The organism is Streptomyces sp. NPDC059787 (assembly GCF_042732315.1).
Lineage (GTDB): Bacteria > Actinomycetota > Actinomycetes > Streptomycetales > Streptomycetaceae > Streptomyces > Streptomyces atrovirens.
The window spans coordinates 104,317-125,807 of record NZ_JBHWHX010000019.1 but is presented as its reverse complement, the minus strand read 5'-3'; the positions used below and the strand labels follow the sequence as shown (position 1 = coordinate 125,807).

23 protein-coding genes are annotated in these 21,491 nt (G+C 72.3%); 10 read left to right on the top strand and 13 right to left on the bottom strand.

All coding sequences use genetic code 11. The features are described 5' to 3' along the window. Window positions 1-18: 18 nt before the first annotated feature. The 4 genes from ACFV5H_RS20010 to ACFV5H_RS19995 all read right to left on the bottom strand — a co-directional run bounded on the left by ACFV5H_RS20010 (window position 19) and on the right by ACFV5H_RS19995 (window position 3,177). Window positions 19-981, bottom strand: a complete 963-nt coding sequence (locus tag ACFV5H_RS20010) for an electron transfer flavoprotein subunit alpha/FixB family protein (protein WP_385045042.1) — start codon at window positions 979-981, stop codon at window positions 19-21. Between the two features lie 60 nt (window positions 982-1,041). After that, entirely contained in the window at window positions 1,042-1,830 is a 789-nt protein-coding gene (locus ACFV5H_RS20005; RefSeq protein ID WP_085571581.1) for an electron transfer flavoprotein subunit beta/FixA family protein, read from the bottom strand. A gap of 218 nt (window positions 1,831-2,048) precedes the next feature. After that, the gene (locus tag ACFV5H_RS20000; RefSeq protein WP_385045045.1) at window positions 2,049-2,558 is read right to left on the bottom strand and encodes a flavin reductase family protein; all 510 of its coding nucleotides are present in this window, start codon (window positions 2,556-2,558) and stop codon (window positions 2,049-2,051) included. A 217-nt stretch (window positions 2,559-2,775) separates the two neighbouring features. Then, window positions 2,776-3,177, bottom strand: a complete 402-nt coding sequence (locus ACFV5H_RS19995) for a thioredoxin family protein (protein WP_385045048.1) — start codon at window positions 3,175-3,177, stop codon at window positions 2,776-2,778. A 195-nt stretch (window positions 3,178-3,372) separates the two neighbouring features. On the opposite strand from ACFV5H_RS19995, the gene ACFV5H_RS19990 reads away from it, so the two are divergent. Continuing rightward, window positions 3,373-4,101 carry a lysophospholipid acyltransferase family protein gene (locus tag ACFV5H_RS19990; RefSeq protein ID WP_385045051.1) on the top strand — a complete coding sequence of 243 codons (729 nt, stop codon included), beginning with the start codon at window positions 3,373-3,375 and terminating at the stop codon, window positions 4,099-4,101. A gap of 231 nt (window positions 4,102-4,332) precedes the next feature. Here the strand turns inward: ACFV5H_RS19990 and ACFV5H_RS19985 are convergent, their stop codons facing one another. The 4 genes from ACFV5H_RS19985 to ACFV5H_RS19970 form a co-directional block, all read right to left on the bottom strand. Continuing rightward, the gene (locus tag ACFV5H_RS19985; RefSeq protein ID WP_385196291.1) at window positions 4,333-4,926 is read right to left on the bottom strand and encodes a transglutaminase domain-containing protein; all 594 of its coding nucleotides are present in this window, start codon (window positions 4,924-4,926) and stop codon (window positions 4,333-4,335) included. Between the two features lie 75 nt (window positions 4,927-5,001). After that, window positions 5,002-6,072, bottom strand: coding sequence for a threonine aldolase family protein (locus tag ACFV5H_RS19980; protein WP_383340934.1), 1,071 nt, complete (start codon window positions 6,070-6,072; stop codon window positions 5,002-5,004). Next, a complete protein-coding gene (locus ACFV5H_RS19975) occupies window positions 6,069-6,815 on the bottom strand; it encodes an SDR family NAD(P)-dependent oxidoreductase (RefSeq protein ID WP_385045321.1) in 747 nt (248 codons plus the stop codon). The genes ACFV5H_RS19980 and ACFV5H_RS19975 overlap by 4 nt, the downstream gene beginning before the upstream one ends. Window positions 6,816-6,853: 38 nt before the next feature. Next, window positions 6,854-8,251 (bottom strand): DUF6421 family protein, encoded by a 1,398-nt coding sequence (locus tag ACFV5H_RS19970; RefSeq protein ID WP_385196289.1) that lies wholly within the window; start codon window positions 8,249-8,251, stop codon window positions 6,854-6,856. A gap of 253 nt (window positions 8,252-8,504) precedes the next feature. Between ACFV5H_RS19970 and ACFV5H_RS19965 the strand changes: the two genes are divergently transcribed. After that, a complete protein-coding gene (locus ACFV5H_RS19965; RefSeq protein WP_385196286.1) occupies window positions 8,505-9,188 on the top strand; it encodes a glycerophosphodiester phosphodiesterase in 684 nt (227 codons plus the stop codon). Window positions 9,189-9,192: 4 nt separating this feature from the next. Here the strand turns inward: ACFV5H_RS19965 and ACFV5H_RS19960 are convergent, their stop codons facing one another. Then, entirely contained in the window at window positions 9,193-9,735 is a 543-nt protein-coding gene (locus ACFV5H_RS19960; RefSeq protein WP_385045063.1) for a GNAT family N-acetyltransferase, read from the bottom strand. An 82-nt stretch (window positions 9,736-9,817) separates the two neighbouring features. Between ACFV5H_RS19960 and ACFV5H_RS19955 the strand changes: the two genes are divergently transcribed. Further along, window positions 9,818-10,222 (top strand): VOC family protein, encoded by a 405-nt coding sequence (locus tag ACFV5H_RS19955; protein ID WP_385045066.1) that lies wholly within the window; start codon window positions 9,818-9,820, stop codon window positions 10,220-10,222. Window positions 10,223-10,312: 90 nt separating this feature from the next. Then, window positions 10,313-11,077: a VOC family protein gene (locus ACFV5H_RS19950; protein WP_385045069.1), complete on the top strand. Its 765-nt coding sequence runs from the start codon at window positions 10,313-10,315 to the stop codon at window positions 11,075-11,077. A gap of 21 nt (window positions 11,078-11,098) precedes the next feature. On the opposite strand, the gene ACFV5H_RS19945 is transcribed toward ACFV5H_RS19950, so the two are convergent. Then, window positions 11,099-11,680: a MarR family winged helix-turn-helix transcriptional regulator gene (locus ACFV5H_RS19945; RefSeq protein ID WP_385196283.1), complete on the bottom strand. Its 582-nt coding sequence runs from the start codon at window positions 11,678-11,680 to the stop codon at window positions 11,099-11,101. Then, window positions 11,677-13,374: an FUSC family protein gene (locus ACFV5H_RS19940; protein WP_385045075.1), complete on the bottom strand. Its 1,698-nt coding sequence runs from the start codon at window positions 13,372-13,374 to the stop codon at window positions 11,677-11,679. The genes ACFV5H_RS19945 and ACFV5H_RS19940 overlap by 4 nt, the downstream gene beginning before the upstream one ends. A 158-nt stretch (window positions 13,375-13,532) precedes the next feature. Between ACFV5H_RS19940 and ACFV5H_RS19935 the strand changes: the two genes are divergently transcribed. The 4 genes from ACFV5H_RS19935 (at window position 13,533) to ACFV5H_RS19920 (ending at window position 16,939) form a co-directional block, all read left to right on the top strand. Then, a complete protein-coding gene (locus ACFV5H_RS19935) occupies window positions 13,533-14,087 on the top strand; it encodes a DUF5134 domain-containing protein (RefSeq protein ID WP_385045078.1) in 555 nt (184 codons plus the stop codon). Window positions 14,088-14,181: 94 nt separating this feature from the next. Further along, window positions 14,182-15,120 carry a M56 family metallopeptidase gene (locus ACFV5H_RS19930; RefSeq protein ID WP_385045081.1) on the top strand — a complete coding sequence of 313 codons (939 nt, stop codon included), beginning with the start codon at window positions 14,182-14,184 and terminating at the stop codon, window positions 15,118-15,120. Between the two features lie 284 nt (window positions 15,121-15,404). After that, window positions 15,405-16,085, top strand: coding sequence for a phosphatase PAP2 family protein (locus ACFV5H_RS19925; protein WP_385045084.1), 681 nt, complete (start codon window positions 15,405-15,407; stop codon window positions 16,083-16,085). A 176-nt stretch (window positions 16,086-16,261) separates the two neighbouring features. Next, window positions 16,262-16,939, top strand: coding sequence for a TetR/AcrR family transcriptional regulator (locus ACFV5H_RS19920; protein ID WP_385045087.1), 678 nt, complete (start codon window positions 16,262-16,264; stop codon window positions 16,937-16,939). On the opposite strand, the gene ACFV5H_RS19915 is transcribed toward ACFV5H_RS19920, so the two are convergent. Beyond that, window positions 16,927-18,429, bottom strand: a complete 1,503-nt coding sequence (locus ACFV5H_RS19915) for an LVIVD repeat-containing protein (protein ID WP_385196280.1) — start codon at window positions 18,427-18,429, stop codon at window positions 16,927-16,929. The two genes, ACFV5H_RS19920 and ACFV5H_RS19915, sit on opposite strands and share 13 nt — an antisense overlap. A 191-nt stretch (window positions 18,430-18,620) precedes the next feature. On the opposite strand from ACFV5H_RS19915, the gene ACFV5H_RS19910 reads away from it, so the two are divergent. Next, the gene (locus tag ACFV5H_RS19910) at window positions 18,621-19,280 is read left to right on the top strand and encodes a DUF305 domain-containing protein (RefSeq protein ID WP_385045092.1); all 660 of its coding nucleotides are present in this window, start codon (window positions 18,621-18,623) and stop codon (window positions 19,278-19,280) included. Window positions 19,281-19,339: 59 nt separating this feature from the next. Here ACFV5H_RS19910 and ACFV5H_RS19905 read toward each other — a convergent pair whose 3' ends face one another. Continuing rightward, on the bottom strand, window positions 19,340-19,807 hold the full coding sequence (locus tag ACFV5H_RS19905) for a DUF6214 family protein (protein WP_385045095.1): 468 nt from the start codon (window positions 19,805-19,807) through the stop codon (window positions 19,340-19,342). 200 nt (window positions 19,808-20,007) lie between these two features. Between ACFV5H_RS19905 and ACFV5H_RS19900 the strand changes: the two genes are divergently transcribed. Then, window positions 20,008-21,351: an FAD-dependent oxidoreductase gene (locus ACFV5H_RS19900; RefSeq protein ID WP_385196277.1), complete on the top strand. Its 1,344-nt coding sequence runs from the start codon at window positions 20,008-20,010 to the stop codon at window positions 21,349-21,351. Window positions 21,352-21,491: the final 140 nt, after the last annotated feature.

The following is a 21,491-nucleotide window of genomic DNA, read 5'->3' as shown; positions in this document are numbered from 1 at the left end:
TCGTACGGCTCGGGGGGATCAGCCCTTGCGGGTCTTGATCTCCTCGGTGAGCTGCGGCACGACGTCGAACAGGTCGCCGACGACGCCGTAGTCGACCAGGTCGAAGATCGGGGCCTCGGCGTCCTTGTTGACGGCCACGATGGTCTTCGAGGTCTGCATGCCGGCACGGTGCTGGATCGCTCCGGAGATGCCGGAGGCGATGTAGAGCTGCGGCGAGACCGACTTGCCGGTCTGGCCGACCTGGTTGGTGTGCGGGTACCAGCCGGCGTCGACGGCGGCGCGCGAGGCACCGACGGCCGCGCCGAGCGAGTCGGCGAGCGCCTCGATGATCGCGAAGTTCTCCGCGCCGTTGACACCGCGGCCACCGGAGACCACGATCGCGGCCTCGGTCAGCTCCGGACGGCCCGTCGACTCGCGCGGCGTGCGGCCGGTGACCTTGGTGCCGGTCGCCTGCGCGGAGAAGGTCACCGACAGGGCCTCGACGCTGCCGGCGGCCGGGGCGGCCTCCACGGCGGCCGAGTTCGGCTTGACCGTGATGACCGGGGTGCCCTTGGAGACACGGGACTTGGTGGTGTAGGAGGCGGCGAACACCGACTGGGTGGCCACCGGGCCCTCGTCGCCGGCCTCCAGGTCGACGGCGTCGGTGATGACGCCCGAGCCCAGGCGCAGCGCCAGGCGGGCGGCGATCTCCTTGCCCTCGGCGGAGGAGGGGACCAGGACGGCGGCCGGGGAGACGGCCTCGACGGCGGCCTGCAGCGCGTCCACCTTCGGGACCACCAGGTAGTCGGCGTACTCGGCGGCCTCGTCGGTGAGGACCTTCACCGCGCCGTGCTCGGCGAGCGCGGCGGCGGTGTCACCGGCACCGTTGCCCAGCGCGACGGCGACGGGCTCGCCGATGCGGCGGGCCAGGGTCAGCAGCTCCAGGGTGGGCTTGCGGACGGCACCGTCCACGTGGTCGACGTAGACGAGAACTTCAGCCATGGGACTTCTTCTCTCCTGCTTGCGAAGTGTGAGGGGCGGGAAGCGAGTTGAGCCCGTGGCTCAGACGAACTTCTGGCTCGCGAGGAACTCGGCGAGCTGCTTGCCGCCCTCGCCCTCGTCCTTGACGATCGTGCCGGCGGTGCGGGCCGGACGCTCGGCCGCCGACTCGACGACCGTGTAGGCGCCCTCCAGGCCGACCTCGTCCTCGTCGATGTCGAGGTCGGACAGGTCCCAGGACTGAACCGGCTTCTTCTTGGCCGCCATGATGCCCTTGAAGGACGGGTAACGGGCCTCGCCCGACTGGTCGGTGACCGACACGACCGCGGGGAGGGACGCCTCGAGCTGCTCGGAGGCGGTGTCGCCGTCGCGGCGGCCCTTGACCGTGCCGTCCTCGACGGACACCTCGGACAGCAGGGTCACCTGCGGCACGCCCAGACGCTCCGCCAGCAGCGCCGGTACGACGCCCATGGTGCCGTCGGTGGAGGCCATGCCGGAGATGACCAGGTCGTAGCCGGCCTTCTCGACGGCCTTGGCCAGGACCAGGGAGGTGCCGATGGCGTCGGTGCCGTGCAGGTCGTCGTCCTCGACGTGGATCGCCTTGTCCGCGCCCATGGACAGCGCCTTGCGCAGGGCGTCCTTGGCGTCCTCCGGGCCCACCGTCAGGACGGTGATCTCCACGTCGTCGTCGGAGTTCTCCGAGATCTGCAGCGCCTGCTCGACCGCGTACTCGTCCAGTTCGGAGAGCAGACCGTCCACGTCGTCACGGTCGACGGTCAGGTCATCGGCGAAGTGCCGGTCGCCAGTGGCGTCGGGCACGTACTTCACGGTGACAACGATCCTCAAGCTCACGCCGGCTCTCCTACTGCATCGTCATTTCTGGCTGCCTGCCTGCAGGCAGCATAGGCGCCTGAAGCGGGCGGTTCCGGTCGGGGCGGCCCGCGCTCCGAACGAAATATTACTCGTCAGTACACCCAGTTCCTTCCCGCTAAGCAAGCGCTTTGAACTGTGACCTTCGCAACGCAGCGTAACCGGAACTCGACGGGTCCGCGACCAGGAGGAACCCCGTCTCAGTCACGCAGACCGTTGAAGCGTCCCTGGTGGTAGAGGAGCGGACGACCGTGGCCGGTGGGGTCGCCGAGCAGGACCTCGGCGATCACGATCCGGTGGTCACCGGCGGGCACCCGGGCCACCACCTCGCACACCATCCAGGCCGGGACGTCGTCCAGCACCGGAACCCCCTTCGGCCCCTCCTGCCAGGCGGTGGCCGGACCGAAGCGGTCGGCGCCGCTGCGCGCGAAGGTCTCCGCCAGCTCCTGCTGGTGCTCCCCGAGGACGTGCACGCCGACGTGGCCGCCCGTCGCGATCGCCGGCCAGCTCGAGCTCCCGGTGCCGACGCCGAAGGAGAGCATCGGGGGCTCGGCGGAGACGGAGGCGAGGGAGGTGGCGGTGAAGCCGACCGGTCCGCGGTGACCGCGCGCGGTGATCACGGCGACACCCGCCGCGTGCCTGCGGAAGACGGAGCGCAACAGCTCGGGCGAGGCGGGGCGGGCGGTGCCCAGGTCGGACGTGGCCGTCATGAAACTGTCCTTCTGCGGGAGGTGACGAACGGGTTCGCGGCTGCTCACCGGCCCGGTCGGCGCACACGCGCGGCGCGGGCGGCGGCCGCCGGGCGGCCGGGTACCCGCCGGGGGCGAAGGAGTTCCGAAGGCATGGAGTCAGGCTGACGACGGGTGGCATGCACAGTCAAGTCGGTCCCGTGATGTGGGAGATGCCTCACCACGGCCCGGCCGGCCCTCACACGGCCTCCCCGAGCGCGGCGATCACATCGGCCTTGCGCGGCTGTCCGGTCGCGCGCCGTACGATCCGGCCGGCCGCGTCGAGGACCAGCACCGTCGGCGTCTTCACGATCTCCAGACGGCGTACGAGGTCCAGACGGGCCTCGGCGTCGATCTCCACGTGGGCCACACCCGGCACCAGCGCGGCCACCTCGGCGAGCACCCTCCGGGTCGCCCGGCAGGGCGCGCAGAAGGCGCTGGAGAACTGCACCAGGGTGGCGCGCTCTCCCAGTCCGGCTCCCGGCCCGGCCCACGATTCCGGCATGCCGAGCCGTCCTCCGTCGTCCCCGTCCCGCACTCGCGCACTCCTCCCGCGGATCACCCGTTCAACGATGTCCAGCGCCGCCGGGAGCGCGGGCATTCCCGCCCGTACGCACAAAGTCCGAGGTGGATCAAGGGGTGGACGTGACGAGAATCTCGCCGACGCCGGGCACCAGGACTGGTCCACCGGCCGTTCTTCGGGCACCATCTGCGACAAGCCGTAAAACCTACGGCTGCGTAACTTCGGCTGGGAGCCTCCTTCCCAGGCAGAGTAAGGAAGGGTTCCAACCCGCCCATGGCAGAACTCGTCTACCGGCCCGTCGTCGGTTTCGCCCGCACTCTGTTCAAGGCGTGGGACCTCAAGATCGACTGCCAGGGGTCGGAGAACATACCGCGCTCGGGCGGCGCCGTGCTGGTGAGCAATCACATCAGCTACCTGGACTTCGTCTTCAACGGTCTGGCGGCACTCCCCCAGAAGCGGCTCGTCCGCTTCATGGCGAAGGAGTCGGTCTTCCGGCACCGGATCTCCGGTCCGCTGATGCGCGGCATGAAGCACATCCCGGTGGACCGCAAGCAGGGCGAGGCGGCGTACGAGCACGCGCTGCGGTCGCTGCGGTCGGGGGAGATCGTGGGCGTCTTCCCGGAGGCGACGATCTCGCAGTCGTTCACGCTGAAGAGCTTCAAGTCGGGTGCCGCGCGCCTGGCCCAGGAGGCCGGCGTGCCGCTGGTCCCGATGGCGGTGTGGGGCACGCAGCGGCTGTGGACGAAGGGGCACCCGCGCAACTTCGGGCGCAGCCACACGCCGATCACCATCCGCGTGGGCGAGGCGATCGAGGCGTCCAGGGACAAGTACGCGGGCGCGATCACCCGGCAGCTGCGCGAGCGTGTGCAGGAGCTGCTGGAGGCGGCCCAGCGGGCCTATCCCGTGCGCCCCAAGGGCCCGGACGACACCTGGTGGATGCCGGCCCACCTCGGCGGCACGGCCCCGACCCCGGAACAGGTCCGCCAGGCCGAGGCCCACTGACCCCACTCGCCGCCTTCCGCGGGGTGCCGCACCCCGCCCCTTGGCGGGCAGTCGTGCCGCAGGGCGGCACGGGTGGGCGATGGGGGCACCTCCCGCTCGAGCGAAGCCGAGAGCGGGGGAGGCACCCCGTGAGCGCCGGGCTGCGCTGCTCCCCCGCACCGACACCGCTCACCGGGTGCCTCCCAGGCCCTTGAGGCACTGGGGAGGCGCGACTGCCCGCGGCTGCGGCGGCTACGGCAGACCGCCCTCGTCCCCGAGTGCGGTGGGGAGCGTCTGCCACAGGTGTGGGCGGTCCGGGGCGGACCTCAGGGCGTTCAGTACGACCGGGTGCGGCGCGGCGTACAGGACCGGGTGGTCGATCTCGCCGGACGCCGGATCGGGATCGAAGGCCAGCCGCTCCCCGTCCAGGGAGAACCGCGCGTCCACCCCGGGCTTGTTGCCCCGCGGGTCCTGGCGGTGCCAGGCACCGCGGAACCGCACGGCGACCAGACCGTGCACGACGCCGAGGTTCTGATAGCACAGCGCGGTCGGGATGTCCTCGGCCCGCAGCAGCGCGGCCAGCGCGTGGGCCTTGGCGTAACAGATGCCGGTTCCCTGCTCCAGGACGTCGGAGGCGCGCCAGGTGACCCGGAGATCGCCGGAGTCCTGGGAGTGCGGGATGGTGTCGCGCACGAACTCGAAGGCCACCCGCGCATATTCATACGAGTCGGCCACCCCGGCGGCGAGCCGCGCCGCCGTCTCGCGGACCAGCGGATGGTGATGATCGATCGCCTCGTCGGCGGCCAGATAGGCGGAGAGGTCCGGGTTTTCCTGGATCAGCTGCATGCCGCCAGAGCATAGGTATGCGGTCGATCGGTAGTCAATGCATTTCCGATCGACCGCATACCTATGCATGCACCGCTAGCGGGCCATCTCCTCCTTGAGCGCGGCCACGAACATGTCCACGTCGTCCTCGGTGGTGTCGAAGGCGCACATCCAGCGGACGTCGCCGGCCGCCTCGTCCCAGAAGTAGAAGCGGAACCGCTTCTGCAGGCGCTCGCTCACGTCGTGCGGCAGCCGCGCGAAGACCGCGTTGGCCTGCACCGGGTAGAGGATCTCCACGCCGTGCACGGCGCGCACGCCCTCGGCCAGGCGCTGGGCCATCTCGTTGGCGTGCCGGGCGCTGCGCAGCCACAGGTCACGGGCGAGCAGGGCCTCCAGCTGCACCGAGACGAAGCGCATCTTGGACGCGAGCTGCATGGACAGCTTGCGCAGGTGCTTCAGGTGCCGGATGCCGTCCGGGTTCAGCACCACGACCGCCTCGCCGAACAGGGCGCCGTTCTTGGTGCCGCCCAGCGAGAGCAGGTCGACGCCGACCGCGTTGGTGAAGGTGCGCAGCGGCACGTCCAGCGTGGCGGCGGCGTTGGCCAGCCGGGAGCCGTCGACGTGCACCTTCATGCCGTGCGCGTGGGCGTGCTCGCAGATGGCACGGATCTCGTCCGGGGTGTACACCGTGCCCAGCTCGGTGGTCTGGGCTATGGAGACCACCTGCGGCATCGCGCGGTGCTCGTCGTCCCAGCCGTACGCCTGCCGGTCGATCAGCTCGGGGGTGAGCTTGCCGTCCGGCGTCGGCACGGTGAGCAGCTTGATGCCGCCGACCCGCTCCGGGGCGCCGCCCTCGTCCACGTTGATGTGGGCGCTCTCCGCGCAGATCACCGCGCCCCAGCGGTCGGTGACCGCCTGGAGCGCGACGACGTTGGCGCCGGTGCCGTTGAACACCGGGAACGCCTCGGCGGTGGGGCCGAAGTGGCTGCGGATCACCTGCTGGAGGTTCTCGGTGTACGCGTCCTCGCCGTACGCGACCTGGTGCCCGCCGTTGGCCAGGGCCAGGGCGGCGAGCACCTCCGGGTGGACCCCGGCGTAGTTGTCGCTGGCGAAACCGCGGACGTCCGGGTCGTGATGACGACGCGCGTCGGTCCTCGGTGGGTTCACGGCTTCTCGGTCAGCCACAGACGGTTTCCGTTCACTTCCGCGGCGGGCTTGTCCCAGACGCCGACGATGGCCTCGGCGAGGTCCTTGACGTCCGTGAAGCCCGCGAACTTCGCGTTGGGGCGGTCGGCGCGCATCGCGTCGTGCACCAGCGCCTTCACCACCAGGATCGCAGCCGCCGACGTCGGCCCCCGCTCGCCCCCGGCCTTGCGGAAGTAGTCGCCCATGGCCAGCGTCCACGCCTCGGCGGCGGCCTTGCCGGCCGCGTAGGCGGCGTTGCCCGCGGTGGGTTTGGTGGCACCGGCCGCGCTGATCAGGACGTACCGGCCGCGGTCGCTGCGCTGGAGCGCCTCGTGGAAGGCGAGGGTGGTGTGCTGCACGGTGCGCACCAGCAGCAGCTCCAGGAAGTCCCAGTCGTCCAGGCTCGTCTTGGTGAAGGTCTCGCTGCCGCGCCAGCCGCCGACGAGGTGGACCAGGCCGTCGATCCGGCCGAACTCCTTCTCGGTACGGGCGGCCCACTCGCGGGTGGAGTCCAGGTCGAGCAGGTCGACCGTGTCACCGGTGACGGTGGCGCCGCCGTGCGCGTAGCGCGCCGCGTCCACGGCCTCCGCCAGCCGCTCCGGGTCGTTGTCCGAGCCGACGACGGTCGCTCCCGCCTCGGCCAGCCTGAGCAGTGCCGCCCGGCCCGCGGGTCCCCCCGCTCCGGCCACCGCGATCACCGCACCGTCGAGCGCCCCGTTCCCCATGATTCCCGCCTCCTGAGCAGTTGTGGTCTTGCGATCGCTCACGCGGCGACCCGCTCGGCCCCGTCCGCCGTGATGCCCTTGGTCGAGGCGATCACGTTCTTCAGCTTCTTGGACAGTGCCTCATAGAACATGCTCAGCGGAAACTCGTCCGGAAGCACGTCATCGACGAGTTTGCGCGGCGGCTGCGTCAGGTCGAGGGCGTCGGGGCCCTTGGCCCACGTGGAGCCCGGGTGCGGGGAGAGGTAGGTGGAGACCAGCTCGTAGCCGGCGAACCAGTGGACGAGCTTGGGGCGGTCGATGCCGTCGCGGTACAGCGTCTCGATCTCCGCACACAGCTGGTTGGTGACCTGCGGGGCGCGCTCCCAGTCGATGGAGAGCTTGTTGTCGGTCCAGCGGACGACGTCGTGCTTGTGCAGGTAGGCGAAGAGGAGCTGGCCGCCGAGGCCGTCGTAGTTGCGTACGCGCGCGCCGGTGACGGGGAAGCGGAACATCCGGTCGAAGAGCACCGCGACCTGCACGTCACGGGCCTGCGGGACGCCGTCGCCGGCCAGCTTCACGGCCTCCTTGAAGGCGGTGAGGTCGCAGCGCAGTTCCTCCAGGCCGTACATCCAGAACGGCTGGCGCTGCTTGATCATGAACGGGTCGAACGGCAGGTCGCCGTGGCTGTGGGTGCGGTCGTGGACCATGTCCCAGAGCACGAACGCCTCTTCGCAGCGCTTCTGGTCGTGCACCATGGCGGCGACGTCCTCGGGCAGCTCCAGGCCCAGGACGTCGACCGCGGCCTCGGTGACGCGCCGGAAGCGGGCGGCCTCGCGGTCGCAGAAGATGCCGCCCCAGGTGAACCGTTCGGGGGCCTCGCGCACCGCGATCGTCTCCGGGAAGAGGACCGCGGAGTTGGTGTCGTAGCCCGAGGTGAAGTCCTCGAAGGTGATGCCGCAGAACAACGGGTTGTCGTAGCGGGTGCGCTCCAGCTCGGCCAGCCAGTCGGGCCAGACCATGCGCAGCACGACCGCCTCGAGGTTGCGGTCGGGGTTGCCGTTCTGCGTGTACATCGGGAAGACGACCAGGTGCTGGAGGCCGTCCGCGCGGCTCGCGGCCGGCTGGAAGGCCAGCAGCGAGTCGAGGAAGTCGGGCACCTCGAAACCGCCGTCGGCCCAGCGGACGAGGTCCTTCACCAGGGCCTCGTGGTAGGCGCGGTCGTGCGGGAGCAGCGGGGAGAGCTCCTCGACGGCACCGGTCACGGCGCGCACCGCGCGCTCGGCGTCGGCGCGGTCCGGGGCTCCGTCGGCGTCGAAGTCGATCGAGCCGTCCTTGGACTGCCAGGGCCGGATCCGCTCCACGGCATCCTTGAGCACGGGCCATGCCGGGTGCTCCACCACCCTGGTCGCCGGAGGAACCTGTCCCTCGGCACCCACCTGCACAAGAATTTCCGTCATGTCCCATCCTCCACAGGAGAACCTCGCGTATGGAGACCGTATACATACGAGGTTTCTCCCAGCAAGGGGCACCTCGGGAAAATATCCTGCCCCACCCCCGACTTCACCGCATTTTTTCCTGTGTGACACCGGGGTGGGCGGCGGTGTCTGCGATCCGGGTTCAGCCTCTGGACGCGGCGGGCACAGGCGATACGGTCCAGGAGGGCCGTAGGGACGCGGCCCCCCGCCGCCGTCGACGGAAGCGAGTCGGATCTTGAACTTCCTCACCATCGGTCACCGCGGAGTCATGGGTGTCGAGCCCGAGAACACCCTCCGGTCCTTCGCCGCCGCCCAGGAGGCCGGCCTCGACGTCATCGAACTCGACCTGCATCTGAGCAAGGACGGCGCGCTCGTCGTCATGCACGACACGGAGGTGGACCGCACCACGGACGGCACGGGCGCGATCGCCGACAGGACCCTCGCCGAGCTGCGCGCCCTGGACGCCGGGCGGGGTGAGCGGATTCCCGTCTTCGAGGAGGTGCTCGACGCCGTCCGGGCGCCGCTCCAGGCCGAGATCAAGGACGCTCGGGCCGCCCGTGCGCTGGCCGGGGTGATGAACGGACGGGACCTGGCCGAGCGGGTCGAGGTGTCCTCGTTCCACGACGAGGCGATCGCGGAGATCTCCCGTCTGGTGCCCGGGGTGCGCACGGCGCTCATCGCCGGCCGCTACGGCCCGGACATCGTGGACCGGGCGGTCGAGGCCGGTGCCTCGACCGTCTGCCTCAACATCCGCCGGCTCACGCTGGAGACCGTGGAGCAGGCGCGGAAGGCCGGGCTGCGGATCATCGGCTGGGTGGTGAACACCCAGGACCACCTCAGACTGGCACGGGCCCTGGGACTCGACGGCGCCACCACCGACTACCCGGAGATCAAGCGCACCGGCCGCTTCACGGCGTGAGCCGTCAGACCAGCTCCTTCACCAGCAGCTCGAACTCCAGGTCGTCCCGCTGCGGAACGCCGAAGCGCTCGTCGCCGTACGGGAAGGGCGTCATCCGTCCCGTACGGCGGTAGCCGCGCCGCTCGTACCAGGCGATCAGGTCCTCCCGCACCGAGATCACCGTCATGTGCATCTCGCTCACGCCCCAGGTCTCGCGGGCCTGGCGCTCCGCCTCCGCGATGATCGTCCTGCCGAGTCCGGCGCCCTGGAGGGCGGGGCTGACCGCGAACATCCCGAAGTAGGCGTGCGCGCCGCGGTGTTCCAGCTGGCAGCAGGCGACCACCCGGCCGGCGCGCTCCACCGTGAGCAACCGGCTGTCCGGCGCCTTGATGACCTCCAGCACCCCCTCCGGGTCGGTCCGCTGTCCCTGGAGGATGTCCGCCTCGGTGGTCCACCCGGTCCTGCTGGACTCGCCCCGGTACGCCGACTGGATCAGCGCGACGAGGGCGTCCACATCGGCGTCGGTCGCGTCGCGGAAGGTCGGTGCGGTGTCGGTGGCGGATTCCATGGGCACGTCTCCGGTTCGTCTGGGCGCCTTCCGGCGTGGCTCGGGCGGGAACGAGACTAACCCGGCCACTACGCTCGGCCGCATGGTGCATGTACTGAGCAGCCGCGTCCTGCTCCGCCCCACCGATCCCGACCGCTCCCGCGCCTTCTACGGGGAGCGGCTGGGCCTCGCCGTCCACCGCGAGTTCGGCACCGGACCGGAACGCGGCACCGTCTACTTCCTCGGCGGGGGGTTCCTGGAGCTCTCGGGCCGCGCGGAACCCTCCTCGGCGTCGTCCTCGTCCCCGGACGTACGGCTGTGGCTCCAGGTCGAGGACATCGCGGTCGCGCACGAGGAACTGGCGGCCGAGGGCGTCGACATCGTCCGTCCGCCGGTGCTGGAGCCGTGGGGCCTGCTCGAGATGTGGATCGCCGACCCGGACGGCACACCGATCGTGCTGGTCGAGATCCCGGCCGAGCACCCGCTGCGCCACCGGCCGGGCATCTAGGCGGCATGCGGCCGGCCCCGGCCGGTTTCGCGCCGGATGGCCGGGGCCGGGGGCCGGGCTTAGCGTGCTGGGAGGGACGGAAGGAGCGTCATGAGACAGTCCGCGCCGGTGACCGGTGGGCCCTGCTGGGCCGAGCTGGGGACCACCGATCCGGAGTCCGCCCGACGGTTCTACACGCGGTTGTTCGGCTGGCGTCCCGAGACGGACCCGCGTCGGGAGTCGGGCGGTTACACGGTCGCGTACCTGGGTGACGCGGCGGTCGCCGCGCTGGCGCCGCTGTACCAGGAGGGGCAGCCGGTGGCCTGGAACGTGTCGTTCGCGGTGGCCGACATCGATGCCGCCCTCCGTGCGGTGGGGGCGGCGGGCGGGCAGGCGCTGCTCGGCCCGACGGACGTGTTCGACGCGGGCCGTTTCGCGGTGGCCGTCGACCCCACCGGCGCCGTCTTCCAGCTGTGGCAGGCGGATGCCTTCCCGGGCGCCGGGGTGTTCGGCGTGCCCGGGTCCCTGGGCTGGGTGGAGCTGATGACGCGGGCGCCGCGGCAGGCCATGTCGTTCTACACCGGCGTGTTCGGCTGGAGCGTGGACGCCTCCCGGCGGTACCCGCAGTGGGGCGTCGACGGCGCGGACTTCGGCGGCATGGTGACGATGGACGAGAAGTTCCCGCACGAGGTGCCCGCGCACTGGCTGCCGTACTTCGCCGTGGAGGACGTGGACGACGCCGCGGTGACGACCACGACGGTGGAGGGCACGGTGCTGATGGAGCCCGTCTCGCACCCGGAGGGCCCGCGCATCGCGGTGCTCCGCGACCCCCAGGGAGCGATGTTCGGCGTGTACCGGGCGGCGGACGGGAGGTGAGCCGGGGCGGGCCCGCGGCCGTCACGCCCGCAGCGCGCCCAGGCGCCCTTCCAGCTGGCCGAGCAGCTCGCCGAGCAGGGCGGCGAGCTCACCGAGCTCCGGGCCGTCCAGACCGGACAGTACGGCGGTCTCGTAGGCGAGCTGCGCGGGCAGGATGCCGTCGACCAGGTCGCGTCCGGAGTCGGTGAGGCGGACGTGGGCGACCCTGCGGTCACGGGTGTCGCCGCGGCGTTCCACCAGTGCGCGTTCGGTGAGCTGCTTGAGGCGTTTGGTGACGGCGGCGCCCGAGGAGAAGGTCTCGCGGGCCAGCTCGCTCGGCGTCAGCTCGTGGCCGGTGCGGCGCAGCGCGCCCAGCAGGTCGAACTCCGGGCGGGTCAGCCCGGCGCGGCGCAGCGGGGCGTCCTCCGCCTGCTGGAGGAGGGCGGCGCAGCGGTTGATGCGGCCGATGACCTCCATGGGGCCGGTGTCGAGGCCGGGGTGGACGGCCCGCCACTGCCGGACGACGGCGGCGACGGTGTCGCCCCGCGAGCGGCCGGACACGTCCCCGTCGGCCGCCTCCGGTCCCTCGCCGCCGGCCGCCGCTGGTCCTTCGGTCGCCGTCATGGCCGTACGTCCTCCGTGTTCGTGCCCGTGCCGGGGTCCGGGAGCAGCCCCTGGCGTCGTACCGTCGCCGCGAGCGTACGGTGTCCCGACTGCTCGGCGAGCACGACCCGCTCCTGGGCCGGTGCGCGCTGCCACCACTCGCCGGACGCGGCGTCGGCGGTGGCCCGCAGGTCGACCAGGGCGGCGGCGAGGTCGCGGCGGGCGGCGTCCAGGGCCGCGGGGGCGGGCCGGGGCCCGGCCAGCAGGCGCGCGGCGTGTTCGCGCGCGCGGTCGGCCGTGGTGAGCGCCCGTTCCACGCGGTCACCCGCCCGCCGGTTGGTGACGGCCACGGCGGCGGCGAAGCCGACCAGGGCGCCGACGAGGGTGTCCACCGCGCGCTCGGTGATCAGGTCGCCGGGCGGCTGGTAGCCGGCGAACTCGGTGACGAGCAGCGCGAGCGGGGTCACGCAGACGGTGCCGAGCCAGTAGTTGCGGCCGATGAGCGCCTCGGCGCCGAAGTTGAACAGCAGGCAGCAGAGCACGAGGGCGAGCGGGCCGAGGTGGGCGACGGGGACGACGGCGGCGAAGAGCAGCACACCGGCGAGGTTGCCGACGACGCGCTGGACGGCCCGGCTCCAGGTGAGGGTGATGTTGGCCTGGTAGAGCGAGGCCGCGGTGACCAGGGCCCAGTAGGGGCGGCCGATGCCGAGGGCGAGGGAGGCGTATCCGGCGAGGGCGCAGCCGAGGGCGGTGCGGACGGCGATGGGGGCGAGCGGGCCGAGCCTGGTCCACAGGGGGCGCGGCGGGGTGGCGCGCTCGGCGGCCACGCCGAGGAGTTCACCGGCGTCCGCGCGGGGGTCGTCGGTGCGCGGGACGGCACCGGTGCCGCGCAGTGCGCCGGCCCAGGCGCGCAGGCGTACGGGGTCGGCGTCGGCGGGCGCGGCGAGTGCGACCTCCGCGCGGACGACGAGCCGTTCGAGGGCGCGGCGGGTGGCGGAGGGCCGGTCGCCGGTGGAGAGCAGGGACTGCCAGGCGGCCTGTACGGCGGCGTAGGCGGCGGCCCGGGCCCCGGTGTGACCGTCGCCGGCACCGCTGGTCTCGGCGTACGCGGCGGCGGCGTTCAGCGCCTGGGCGGTGGCGCGGCGTTCGGGGCCGTGCGGCCGGAGCGGGGCGGGCGCCATGCCCACCAGGTAGGCCCAGACACCGGCCGCGGCGGCGAGCGCGAGGTGGCCGGGGACCTGTCCGAGGGTCTGCGGCACGAACAGCGAGGCGGAGCTGACGAAGGTGAGGATCACATGGCCGGGCGGGCCGACGCGGGTGGCGTCGCACAGCGCCTTCTGCGCGGCGGCCAGGACGGCGCCGACGGTGACCAGTACCACGGCGTTCCCGGTGAGGGAGGCGGCGACCAGGGACACGGCGAGGCCGCCGAGCATGCCGAGCACCACCCAGGCCAGCACCCTGGCGCGGGCGGCGTACGGGCGGTTGTGGGCATAGAGGGCGCACAGGGACCCCGCCATGGTGTACATCGCGAGGTCGAGCCGGCCGAGGGCCACCAGGAGCAGGCTGGGCGGTGCGACCGCGGCGACCACGCTGAGGGCCGGCTTGAACCAGATGTCGGAGGGCCGCCCGAGGCGCAGCGCGGCGGCGAGCGGGAGGCGCCGGGCTGTCCGCGGGACTGCGGGGGTGGAGGTCGGGGTGGGGGTCGCACTGCTCATGAAGAACAAGGTTAACAGGTATTTTACTCGTGAAGTATGCGCGCGGACCTGCCGCGCTCCCCCGGGCGCTCCCCTCGCACTCCCGTGCGCTCGGGTGTCCGTCGCCGGGACCGGGCATGCCATGACCGACCGTCGAGCGGGCCGAGGGGGAGGTTCGGGTGCACGGACCGGTGTCGTCCGGCTGGCTGCTGGTCGCGCTCTGCGCGGCGACCGGCGCCTACTGTCTGCTGCGCATGCGCAGCCATGTGGTGGAGCAGCGTCGCGCCGCGGGCGGCGAGGCGCTCATGGGCTTCGGCATGGCCGTGATGGCCGTCCCCGCGGCGGTGTTCACCCCGCCGGTGTGGGCCTGGCCGGCCCTCGCGGTGGTGTTCGGCGCGGCCGGGCTGCACGCGCTGTGGGCGGCCCGCGCCGGCGCGCGCCATCTGCACCATCTGATCGGCGCCGGGGCGATGGTGTACATGGCGGTGACCATGGCCGCCTCCACCGGGCAGGGCCCCGGACACGGGCACGGCGGCTCGGGCATACCCCCGCTGACCGGGGCCCTGCTGCTCTACTTCGTCGCGTACGTGCTCGCCACCGGCGTACGACTGGTGCCCGCGGCCGCCGTGACGGGGGGCGGCCGGGGTGCGGGCTGGGGTGACCGGCCGGAGCTGGCGCGGGCCTGCCGGCTGTCCATGGGGATCGCGATGGTGGCGATGCTGCTGACGATGTGAGGGCAGGACACACGGCGCGGCGGCGGCCGTTGTCTGCGTCACTTCGGTGCGTCCGTCCGTGTCCTCGGGCGGCCCGCGCTCATAGGCTGCACCCATGATCCTCCCCGCGGCACTGCTGCTGCTCGGCGTCCTGACCGCTGTCATGGGTCCCCGGCTGCTCGCCCGGGCCGACTGGCCGGACCGTGAACCGGTGGTGGCGCTGTGGGCGTGGCAGTGCGTGATCGCGGCGGTGCTGCTGTGCTGCGCGCTGTCGATGACGTTCAGCGCGGCGGCCGCCTGGCGGGCGGTGGGAGGCCATGTGTTCGCCGTCGCGCCCCGTGCGGTCGTGGAGGCGTACGCGCTCGGTACGGCGGGGCTCTGGGCGCAGACCACCGCGGTGGCGCTGGCGTGCGGCGGGCTGTGGAGCGCGGCGATGCTGGTCCGGGAGGTCGTACGGGCCCGCGCCCGGCGTCGGGCGCGCCGCGCCGGACTGCGGGTGCGGGCACCGCTGCTGCCCGGGGAGCGGCCGGGCTCCGACCGGCTCGTGGTCCTGGAGGGCGAGCGGCCCGACGCCTGGTGGCTGCCCGGCACCCCGCCCCGAATGGTCGTCACCACGGCCGCGTTGCGCCGGCTGAAGGGCAGGCAGCTGGACGCCGTCCTCGCCCATGAGCGGGGGCACGCGCAGGCCCGGCACGACTGGCTGCTGCACTGCTCCTCCGCGCTGGCGGGCGGTTTCCCGCAGGTGCCGGTGTTCGCGGCGTTCCGCGACGAGATGCACCGGCTGGTCGAACTCGCCGCCGACGACATGGCGTCCCGCCGCTTCGGCCGGCTGACCACGGCCCTCGCACTGGTGGAACTCAACGAACACCGCGGGGTGTTCGGCGGCCCCTGCCCGACCCCGCAGGCCCACGTCCCGGCCCGGGTGCACCGCCTGCTCACTCCCCCGAACCGACTCACCGCAGCACACCGCCTACGACTCACGGCGGTGGCATCGCTGGTCCCGGTGATCCCGGTACTGGTGGCGTTCGTACCGGGACTGCACGCGCTCGGCTAGCCCACGCTTCCACCGACCGCGGGCAGTCGTGCCGCAGGGCGGCACGGGTGGGCGATGGGGGCACCTCCCGCTCATGGGGGCCCCTCCCGCTCGAGCGAAGCCGAGAGTGGGGGAGAAGCCGGGAGTGGGGGAGGCACCCCGCGAGCGCCGGGCCGCGCAACCCGCCCCCGGTCCACGCCAACGCCGGACACCCCGCAAGCACCCTCCGGCCGGCGCGAGCCCGGAGGAGTCCGGCGGAGATGGGGCACTGGCCCCGGTCACCGGCGTTCGGGGAGGATCGCCTCATGCACACCCCCCACACCGAATCCCCGCCCAGGCCGCCGAGGCACCGCCCGGCCACCCTGTTCACCGGAGCGCTCGCGCTGTGCTCGGCGCTGCTGCTGACCCTGGTCGGCGTCGAGTGGCGCCCGTTGCTCGAACTGGACGCCGACGTCGCCCGGACCACTCACCGCTGGGCGGTCGAGGAGCGGGGGCTGACGCAGACGTCCCGCATCCTGACGGACTGGGTCTGGGACCCGTGGACGATGCGGGTGCTGTGCGGTGTGGCGGCGGCGCTGCTCGTCCGGCGGTACGCGGCCCCCTGGTCGGCGCTCTGGCTGGTGCTCACGGTCGCCGTCGCAACGGCGGTGCAGCAGGGCCTGAAGGCCGCGCTGGACCGCGCCCGCCCGGTCTGGCCCGACCCGGTGGACTCCGCGCACTACGCGGCGTTCCCGTCGGGGCACGCCATGACCGCGACGGTCGTCTGCGGCCTGCTGCTGTGGCTGCTGCACCGTCATGGAGTGGGCCGCGTCCTGTGGCGTACGGCGCTGGCCGTGGCGGTCCTCTCGGTGACCGGGGTCGGCCTCACCCGGGTCTGGCTGGGCGTCCACTGGCCCACGGACGTCCTCGGCGGCTGGCTGATCGGCGCCCTGGTGGTGGCGGCGGCCGTGGCGGTCCACCGGCGGCGGTGTCCGGCGCACCGGTGATCCCGGGCACCCCGAACCGGTGGCCCGAGGACGCTCTCGCCGCGAACAAGGCCGTTCACCTCGGACGATCCCCCGCGTCGCCCGTGGTGAACGGCAACCCGGAGAGGCCCGCCAAGGGGCCTCACCGGACGCGCTGAGTATAGTTGGCTGCCAGCCAGTCAACGCAGGAGTCCAGCATGTCCCCGCGCAGCGCCCTGGTCAATGAAGAGTTGCGGAGGCGTTCGAAGGAGCGGCTTCTGCACGCCGCCGTGGAACTGGTCGACGAGCGCGGGTACGAGGCCACGACGCTGGGCGACATCGCCGACCGGGCGGGCTCCGCGCGGGGCCTGGTGTCGTACTACTTCCCGGGAAAGCGCCAGCTCGTGCAGTCCGCCGTGCACCGGCTGATGCACCGCACCCTGGAGGAGGCCCTGGAGCGGGAGCCGCACGCCGAGGACGGCCGGGAGCGGATGGCACGGGCCATCGACGCGATCCTGGGCCTGGCGCGGGACCGGCCGGTCCTGATGCGCCAGCACATGGCCGGACTGCTGCAGGCCGAGGGTTTCCTGCCCTGCCCCGAGCAGCGGCGGCTGGCGGAGCTGCTCGGCGACACCGTCGCCCGGCACGGCTCCCACGACGTCGACACGGACTATCCGATGCTGCGCGCCCTGCTGATGGGTGCCGTGTACGCGGCCCTGATGCCGGGCGCGCCCATGCCGGTCCCGGTGCTGCGCGCGGAGCTGTTCAAGCGCTACCGGCTCGACTGGGAGATGGGCGTCCCGCCGGACACCGAGGTGCCCGGCGGGACGTGTGGGAAGGACCGGGCGGACATGGCCCGGTTCTTCGCGACGGAACCGGACGCTCAGTCGAAGTAGTCCGGCTGGGTCTGCGTGTTGAGCTCACTCAGGTGGACCCGGCGGGCCGGGTCCGTACGCCGGTCGTCGATCTTCAGGACGTCGAAGCCCTTGGCGATGTCGTTCGAGTAGATGTAGCCGTTGTAGTAGTACGCCGACCAGGAGCCGCCGGTGACGAGCTGGTCCGTGGACAGCGGGCCGCGCTCGAAGTAGGCGATCTCCTTCGGCTTCGAGGAGTCGGTGAAGTCCCAGACGGAGACGCCGCCCTGGTACCAGGCCTGGACCATCAGGTCCTTGCCCTTGACCGGGATCAGCGAGCCGTTGTGGGCCACGCAGTTCTCGGTGTCCGCCTGGTGGCGGGGGATCTTGAAGTAGCTGCGGAAGACCAGCTTCTGCCGGTCGCCCTTGCCGACGATGTCGTAGATGCCGTCCGCGCCGCGGTTCGGACCGATCTCCGCGTTGCAGGTGGCGCCGCCACCGCCGCCCAGCTCGTCGGTGAAGACGACCTTGTTCGCCTTCTGGTTGAAGGTCGCCGAGTGCCAGAACGCGAAGTTGATGTTGTCCTGCACCCGGTCGATCACCTTGGGCCGCTCGGGGTCCTTGATGGAGAACAGGATGCCGTCGCCCATGCAGGCGCCGGCGGCCAGGTCCTTCGACGGCAGCACGGTGATGTCGTGGCAGCCGGTGGTCTTGGAGACACCCGGGTTGGTGGGCCCGCCGGGGTTGCCGCCGCCGTCCGGGCCCTCACCCGGGAACAGCACCGGGAAGCCGACCAGCGCCGCCTTGTGCGGGGCCTTGCGCGGCACCTTGATCACCGAGATGCCGTCGTGCGGCGGCTGGCAGTCGGGGTAGGCCGCGTTCGGCGAGTACGACGAGACGTAGATGTAGACGTTCTTGCGCTCGGGCACCAGCGTGTGGGTGTGCGAGCCGCAGGCGGTCTCGACGGCGGCGACATAGCGCGGGTTCCGCTTGTCGCTGATGTCGAAGACCTTCATGCCCTCCCACGAGGACTTCTCGGTCGCCGGCTGGGTGGTGCTGTTGCAACTGCTGTCGCTGCGCGAGGAGTCGGTGGACAGGAACAGCAGGTCGCCGGAGACGGAGATGTCGTTCTGCGAGCCGGGGCACAGCACCTGGGCCACCGTCTTCGGCGCCTTCGGGTTGCTGATGTCGAAGATGCGGAAGCCGTCGTAGTTGCCGGCGAAGGCGTACCGGCCCTGGAAGGCCAGGTCCGAGTTGGTGCCGGACAGCGCGTCCTTGGGGATGTTGGCCACGTGCCGGATGTTGTCGGAGTGGACGACCTCGTCCTGGCCGGGTATCTCGCCGCTCCGGATGGCCTCGCGCGCCTCGGCCTGGTCGCTGCGCGACACCTCCTTCTCGGCGGTCGGCGAGTCCCCGGGGTCGGGGATCGCCGCGGCCGGCGCGGCGGTGAGCAGCGCGGCCAGCAGTCCGCCGGCCGCCGCGGCAACTCCCAGTCGTCTGCGCCGGGTTCGGGAAACGCTCAACAGGATCACTGTTTTCCTCCCTGGTTCCGTTCACGTCGGAACGGTTTTCGCACCGGCAGTATCGTCGTGGACATGCACATACCAACAGGGGGCAACACACTTGCAATGAAGTTTTTTGATCACTGACGCGCGGAAGCGTGCTAGGACGGTCGTCGACACTCACGAGGTGTTCCGCAACCCCCCTGCCACAGGAGGTCCTTGTGCACTACCGCCGTGCGTCACGTGTGTCCCTCGTCGCGGCCGGGCTGACCGCTCTGGCCGTACTCGGGCTCGTGGGCTGCGACTCCGGCACGGACGACACCGGGTCGGCCGCCGCCGGGCCTTCGGTCATCGCGCCGGGTGAGCCCGGGGAGGCCAACCGGACCCTGTCGGCCGAGGAGGCTCAACGGCAGCGCGTCGAGGACGACTCCCCCAATTCGGCGGACGTGTCCTACGCGCGGATGATGATCCAGCACCACGCGCAGGCCCTGGAGATGACCGAACTGGTGCCGGACCGCGCCGAGTCGTCGAAGATCGTCAAGCTGGCCGAGCGCATCGCCGCCGCACAGCAGCCGGAGATCAAGGCGATGAGGGGCTGGCTGAAGAGCCACGACAAGGCGGAGCGGGACGACGGGCACGGGCACGACCACGCGACGATGCCCGGAATGGCCACACCGGCCCAGCTGAAGCAACTGCGCGCGGCCGACGGCAAGGCCTTCGACCAGCTCTTCCTCACCCTGATGATCACGCATCACCAGGGGGCGATCACCATGTCCACCGAGCTGAAGGGGCAGGGCAACAACATCCGGATGGAGGAGATGGCGGACGACGTGGTGGCCCAGCAGACCAGCGAGATCAGCCGGATGCGCGACCTGATGTGACGGTGCGCGGCACACCGTGACGGCGACCGGCGCCCGACGGGGCGGCCCGACGGGGCGGCTCAGCGCCGGACGTGCCGCGAGGGCAGCAGTCCCGCGTCGCGCGTCCGGCCGATGATCCTGAGCGCACCGCGCCGGCTGTATCCGGTCTCGTCCATCACGGCGAGGACCGGATCGGCTCCCCGCTCCTGCGCCGCGCGGTACGCCCCCGCCACGAGACCGTGCTCCTCCGGCCCCCTCGGCCGGTCGGGCCGCTCCCGGTGCGCGCCCGTACCGGCCTCGTCGCCGGGGCCCGGCTCGGGCTCGGCGCCGCAGGCCCGCGCCAGCGGCGCCTCGATCCAGTCGGCGAACAGGGCGAGGTCCTCCAGGGCCAGCGCGGGCCGGGCCCGTACGTCCTCGACGCAGACCCACCCCTCGCACACCGTCGCCAGCGCGTCGATGCGGGCCCCGTCGCCGAAGGCCAGCCGCACATGGAGCCACCGGGTCGCCCGCTCCCCCTCCCGCACCTCCCACGCGGGCCACACGGACACCGCACCCTCCGTCGGAGAGCGATCGGAAAGATGGAGAAAAGATGCCTCAAACACACACGCAACGTAACCGCGTGATCAGTTTCCCTCCGTAGAACACGCGCCCCGGGCGGCGGACGGCACCCTGTCAGCGGAGCGTGGACGGTGCCATGCTGGAGGCATCAGCGATCTCCTGTCGATCCCCCGGGGTGAGGAGTTCCGCCGTGCTGCGTGTCGCCGTCATCGGTTCCGGGCCGAGCGGGTGCTACACCGCCCAGAGCCTCGTCCAGCAGGACGCCCGGGTGCGCGTGGACGTCCTGGACCGGCTGCCGTGTCCGTACGGCCTGGTCCGCTACGGCGTGGCGCCGGACCACGAGAAGATCAAGTCCCTGCAGAACACCCTCCGCGCGGTCCTGGAGCACGAGCGCGTGCGCTTCCTCGGCGGGGTGCCGGTCGGGCCGGGCGGGGTGCCGGTCGCACGGCTGCGGGAGCTGTACCACGCGGTGGTGTACTGCGTGGGCGCCGCCACGGACCGGCGGCTGGGCATCCCGGGCGAGGAGCTGCCGGGCAGTTGGTCGGCGACGGAGTTCGTGTCCTGGTACAGCGCGCATCCGGACGCCGTCGACGACGGTTTCCTGCGCGGAGTGCGGTCGGCGGTGGTCATCGGGATGGGGAACGTCGCCGTCGACGTGACGCGCATGCTGGCCCGGGGCACCACGGAGCTGAGTCCGACCGACATGCCGCACGCGGCCCTGACCGTACTCGCGTCGAGCCGGGTGGACCGGATCCACATGGTGGGCCGGCGCGGCCCGTCCCAGGCCCGCTTCACCACCAAGGAACTGCGCGAACTGGGAACCCTGCCGGACACCGGCCTCTCCGTGGACCCGGCCGAGGCGGCCCGGGACCCCGCGTACGCGGACCCGTCCGCGCTGCCCGCCCCACGGCGCCGCAACGTCGAGGTGCTGCGCGGCTGGGCCGGGGCGCCGGTGCCGGGCGCCCGGCGGCTGATCCGGCTGCGCTTCTTCCTCCGTCCGGCCGAACTGATCGCCCGGGAGGACAGGGTGGGCGCGGTGCGTTTCGAGCGGACGGTGGCGGACGGACACGGCGGCGTCACGGGCACGGGGCGGTTCGAGGACGTCGAGGCGCAGTTGGTGCTGCGCTCGGTGGGGTACCGCGGGGTGCCGTTGGAGGGGCTGCCGTTCGACGCGGCCGGCGGCACGGTTCCGCATCTCGCCGGGCGGGTGCTGCGGGAGGGCGCCGTCGCTCCGGGCGAGTACGTGGCGGGCTGGATCAAGCGGGGCCCGACGGGCGTCATCGGCACCAACCGGCCCTGCGCGAAGGAGACGGTGACCTCCCTGCTGCGGGACGCGCCCTTCCTCGCGGACCGCCACCTCCCCGACGACCCGCTGGCGGCGCTGCGGGCCGAGGGCGTCGAACCGGTCGCATGGACGGGCTGGCAGGCGATCGAACACGCCGAGGCGGAACTGGGCGCCTCCCTGGGCCGGAGCACCGTCAAACTCCCCGACTGGGAATCCCTGCTCGCGGCGGCCCGCACGGCGGGCCCGTGACCACATGACCGGCCCGTGACCGCACGGGGAGCCGTGACCACGCGACCGGCCCGCGGCCCCACAGAGGCCCGTGGCACCTGGCCGACCTGTGACCTCACAGAAGCCCATGACCCCACGACCGGCCCGCGACCGCACGGAGA

Bases quoted from the DNA above. Each gene is read 5' to 3' on its own strand.
- ACFV5H_RS20010 (WP_385045042.1), bottom strand. From the start codon at position 981: ATGGCTGAAGTTCTCGTCTACGTCGACCACGTGGACGGTGCCGTCCGC.
- ACFV5H_RS20000 (WP_385045045.1), bottom strand. From the start codon at position 2,558: ATGACGGCCACGTCCGACCTGGGCACCGCCCGCCCCGCCTCGCCCGAG.
- ACFV5H_RS19995 (WP_385045048.1), bottom strand. From the start codon at position 3,177: ATGCCCGCGCTCCCGGCGGCGCTGGACATCGTTGAACGGGTGATCCGC.
- ACFV5H_RS19990 (WP_385045051.1), top strand. From the start codon at position 3,373: ATGGCAGAACTCGTCTACCGGCCCGTCGTCGGTTTCGCCCGCACTCTG.
- ACFV5H_RS19985 (WP_385196291.1), bottom strand. From the start codon at position 4,926: ATGCAGCTGATCCAGGAAAACCCGGACCTCTCCGCCTATCTGGCCGCC.
- ACFV5H_RS19975 (WP_385045321.1), bottom strand. From the start codon at position 6,815: ATGGGGAACGGGGCGCTCGACGGTGCGGTGATCGCGGTGGCCGGAGCG.
- ACFV5H_RS19970 (WP_385196289.1), bottom strand. From the start codon at position 8,251: ATGACGGAAATTCTTGTGCAGGTGGGTGCCGAGGGACAGGTTCCTCCG.
- ACFV5H_RS19960 (WP_385045063.1), bottom strand. From the start codon at position 9,735: ATGGAATCCGCCACCGACACCGCACCGACCTTCCGCGACGCGACCGAC.
- ACFV5H_RS19955 (WP_385045066.1), top strand. From the start codon at position 9,818: ATGGTGCATGTACTGAGCAGCCGCGTCCTGCTCCGCCCCACCGATCCC.
- ACFV5H_RS19950 (WP_385045069.1), top strand. From the start codon at position 10,313: ATGAGACAGTCCGCGCCGGTGACCGGTGGGCCCTGCTGGGCCGAGCTG.
- ACFV5H_RS19945 (WP_385196283.1), bottom strand. From the start codon at position 11,680: ATGACGGCGACCGAAGGACCAGCGGCGGCCGGCGGCGAGGGACCGGAG.
- ACFV5H_RS19940 (WP_385045075.1), bottom strand. From the start codon at position 13,374: ATGAGCAGTGCGACCCCCACCCCGACCTCCACCCCCGCAGTCCCGCGG.
- ACFV5H_RS19930 (WP_385045081.1), top strand. From the start codon at position 14,182: ATGATCCTCCCCGCGGCACTGCTGCTGCTCGGCGTCCTGACCGCTGTC.
- ACFV5H_RS19925 (WP_385045084.1), top strand. From the start codon at position 15,405: ATGCACACCCCCCACACCGAATCCCCGCCCAGGCCGCCGAGGCACCGC.
- ACFV5H_RS19920 (WP_385045087.1), top strand. From the start codon at position 16,262: ATGTCCCCGCGCAGCGCCCTGGTCAATGAAGAGTTGCGGAGGCGTTCG.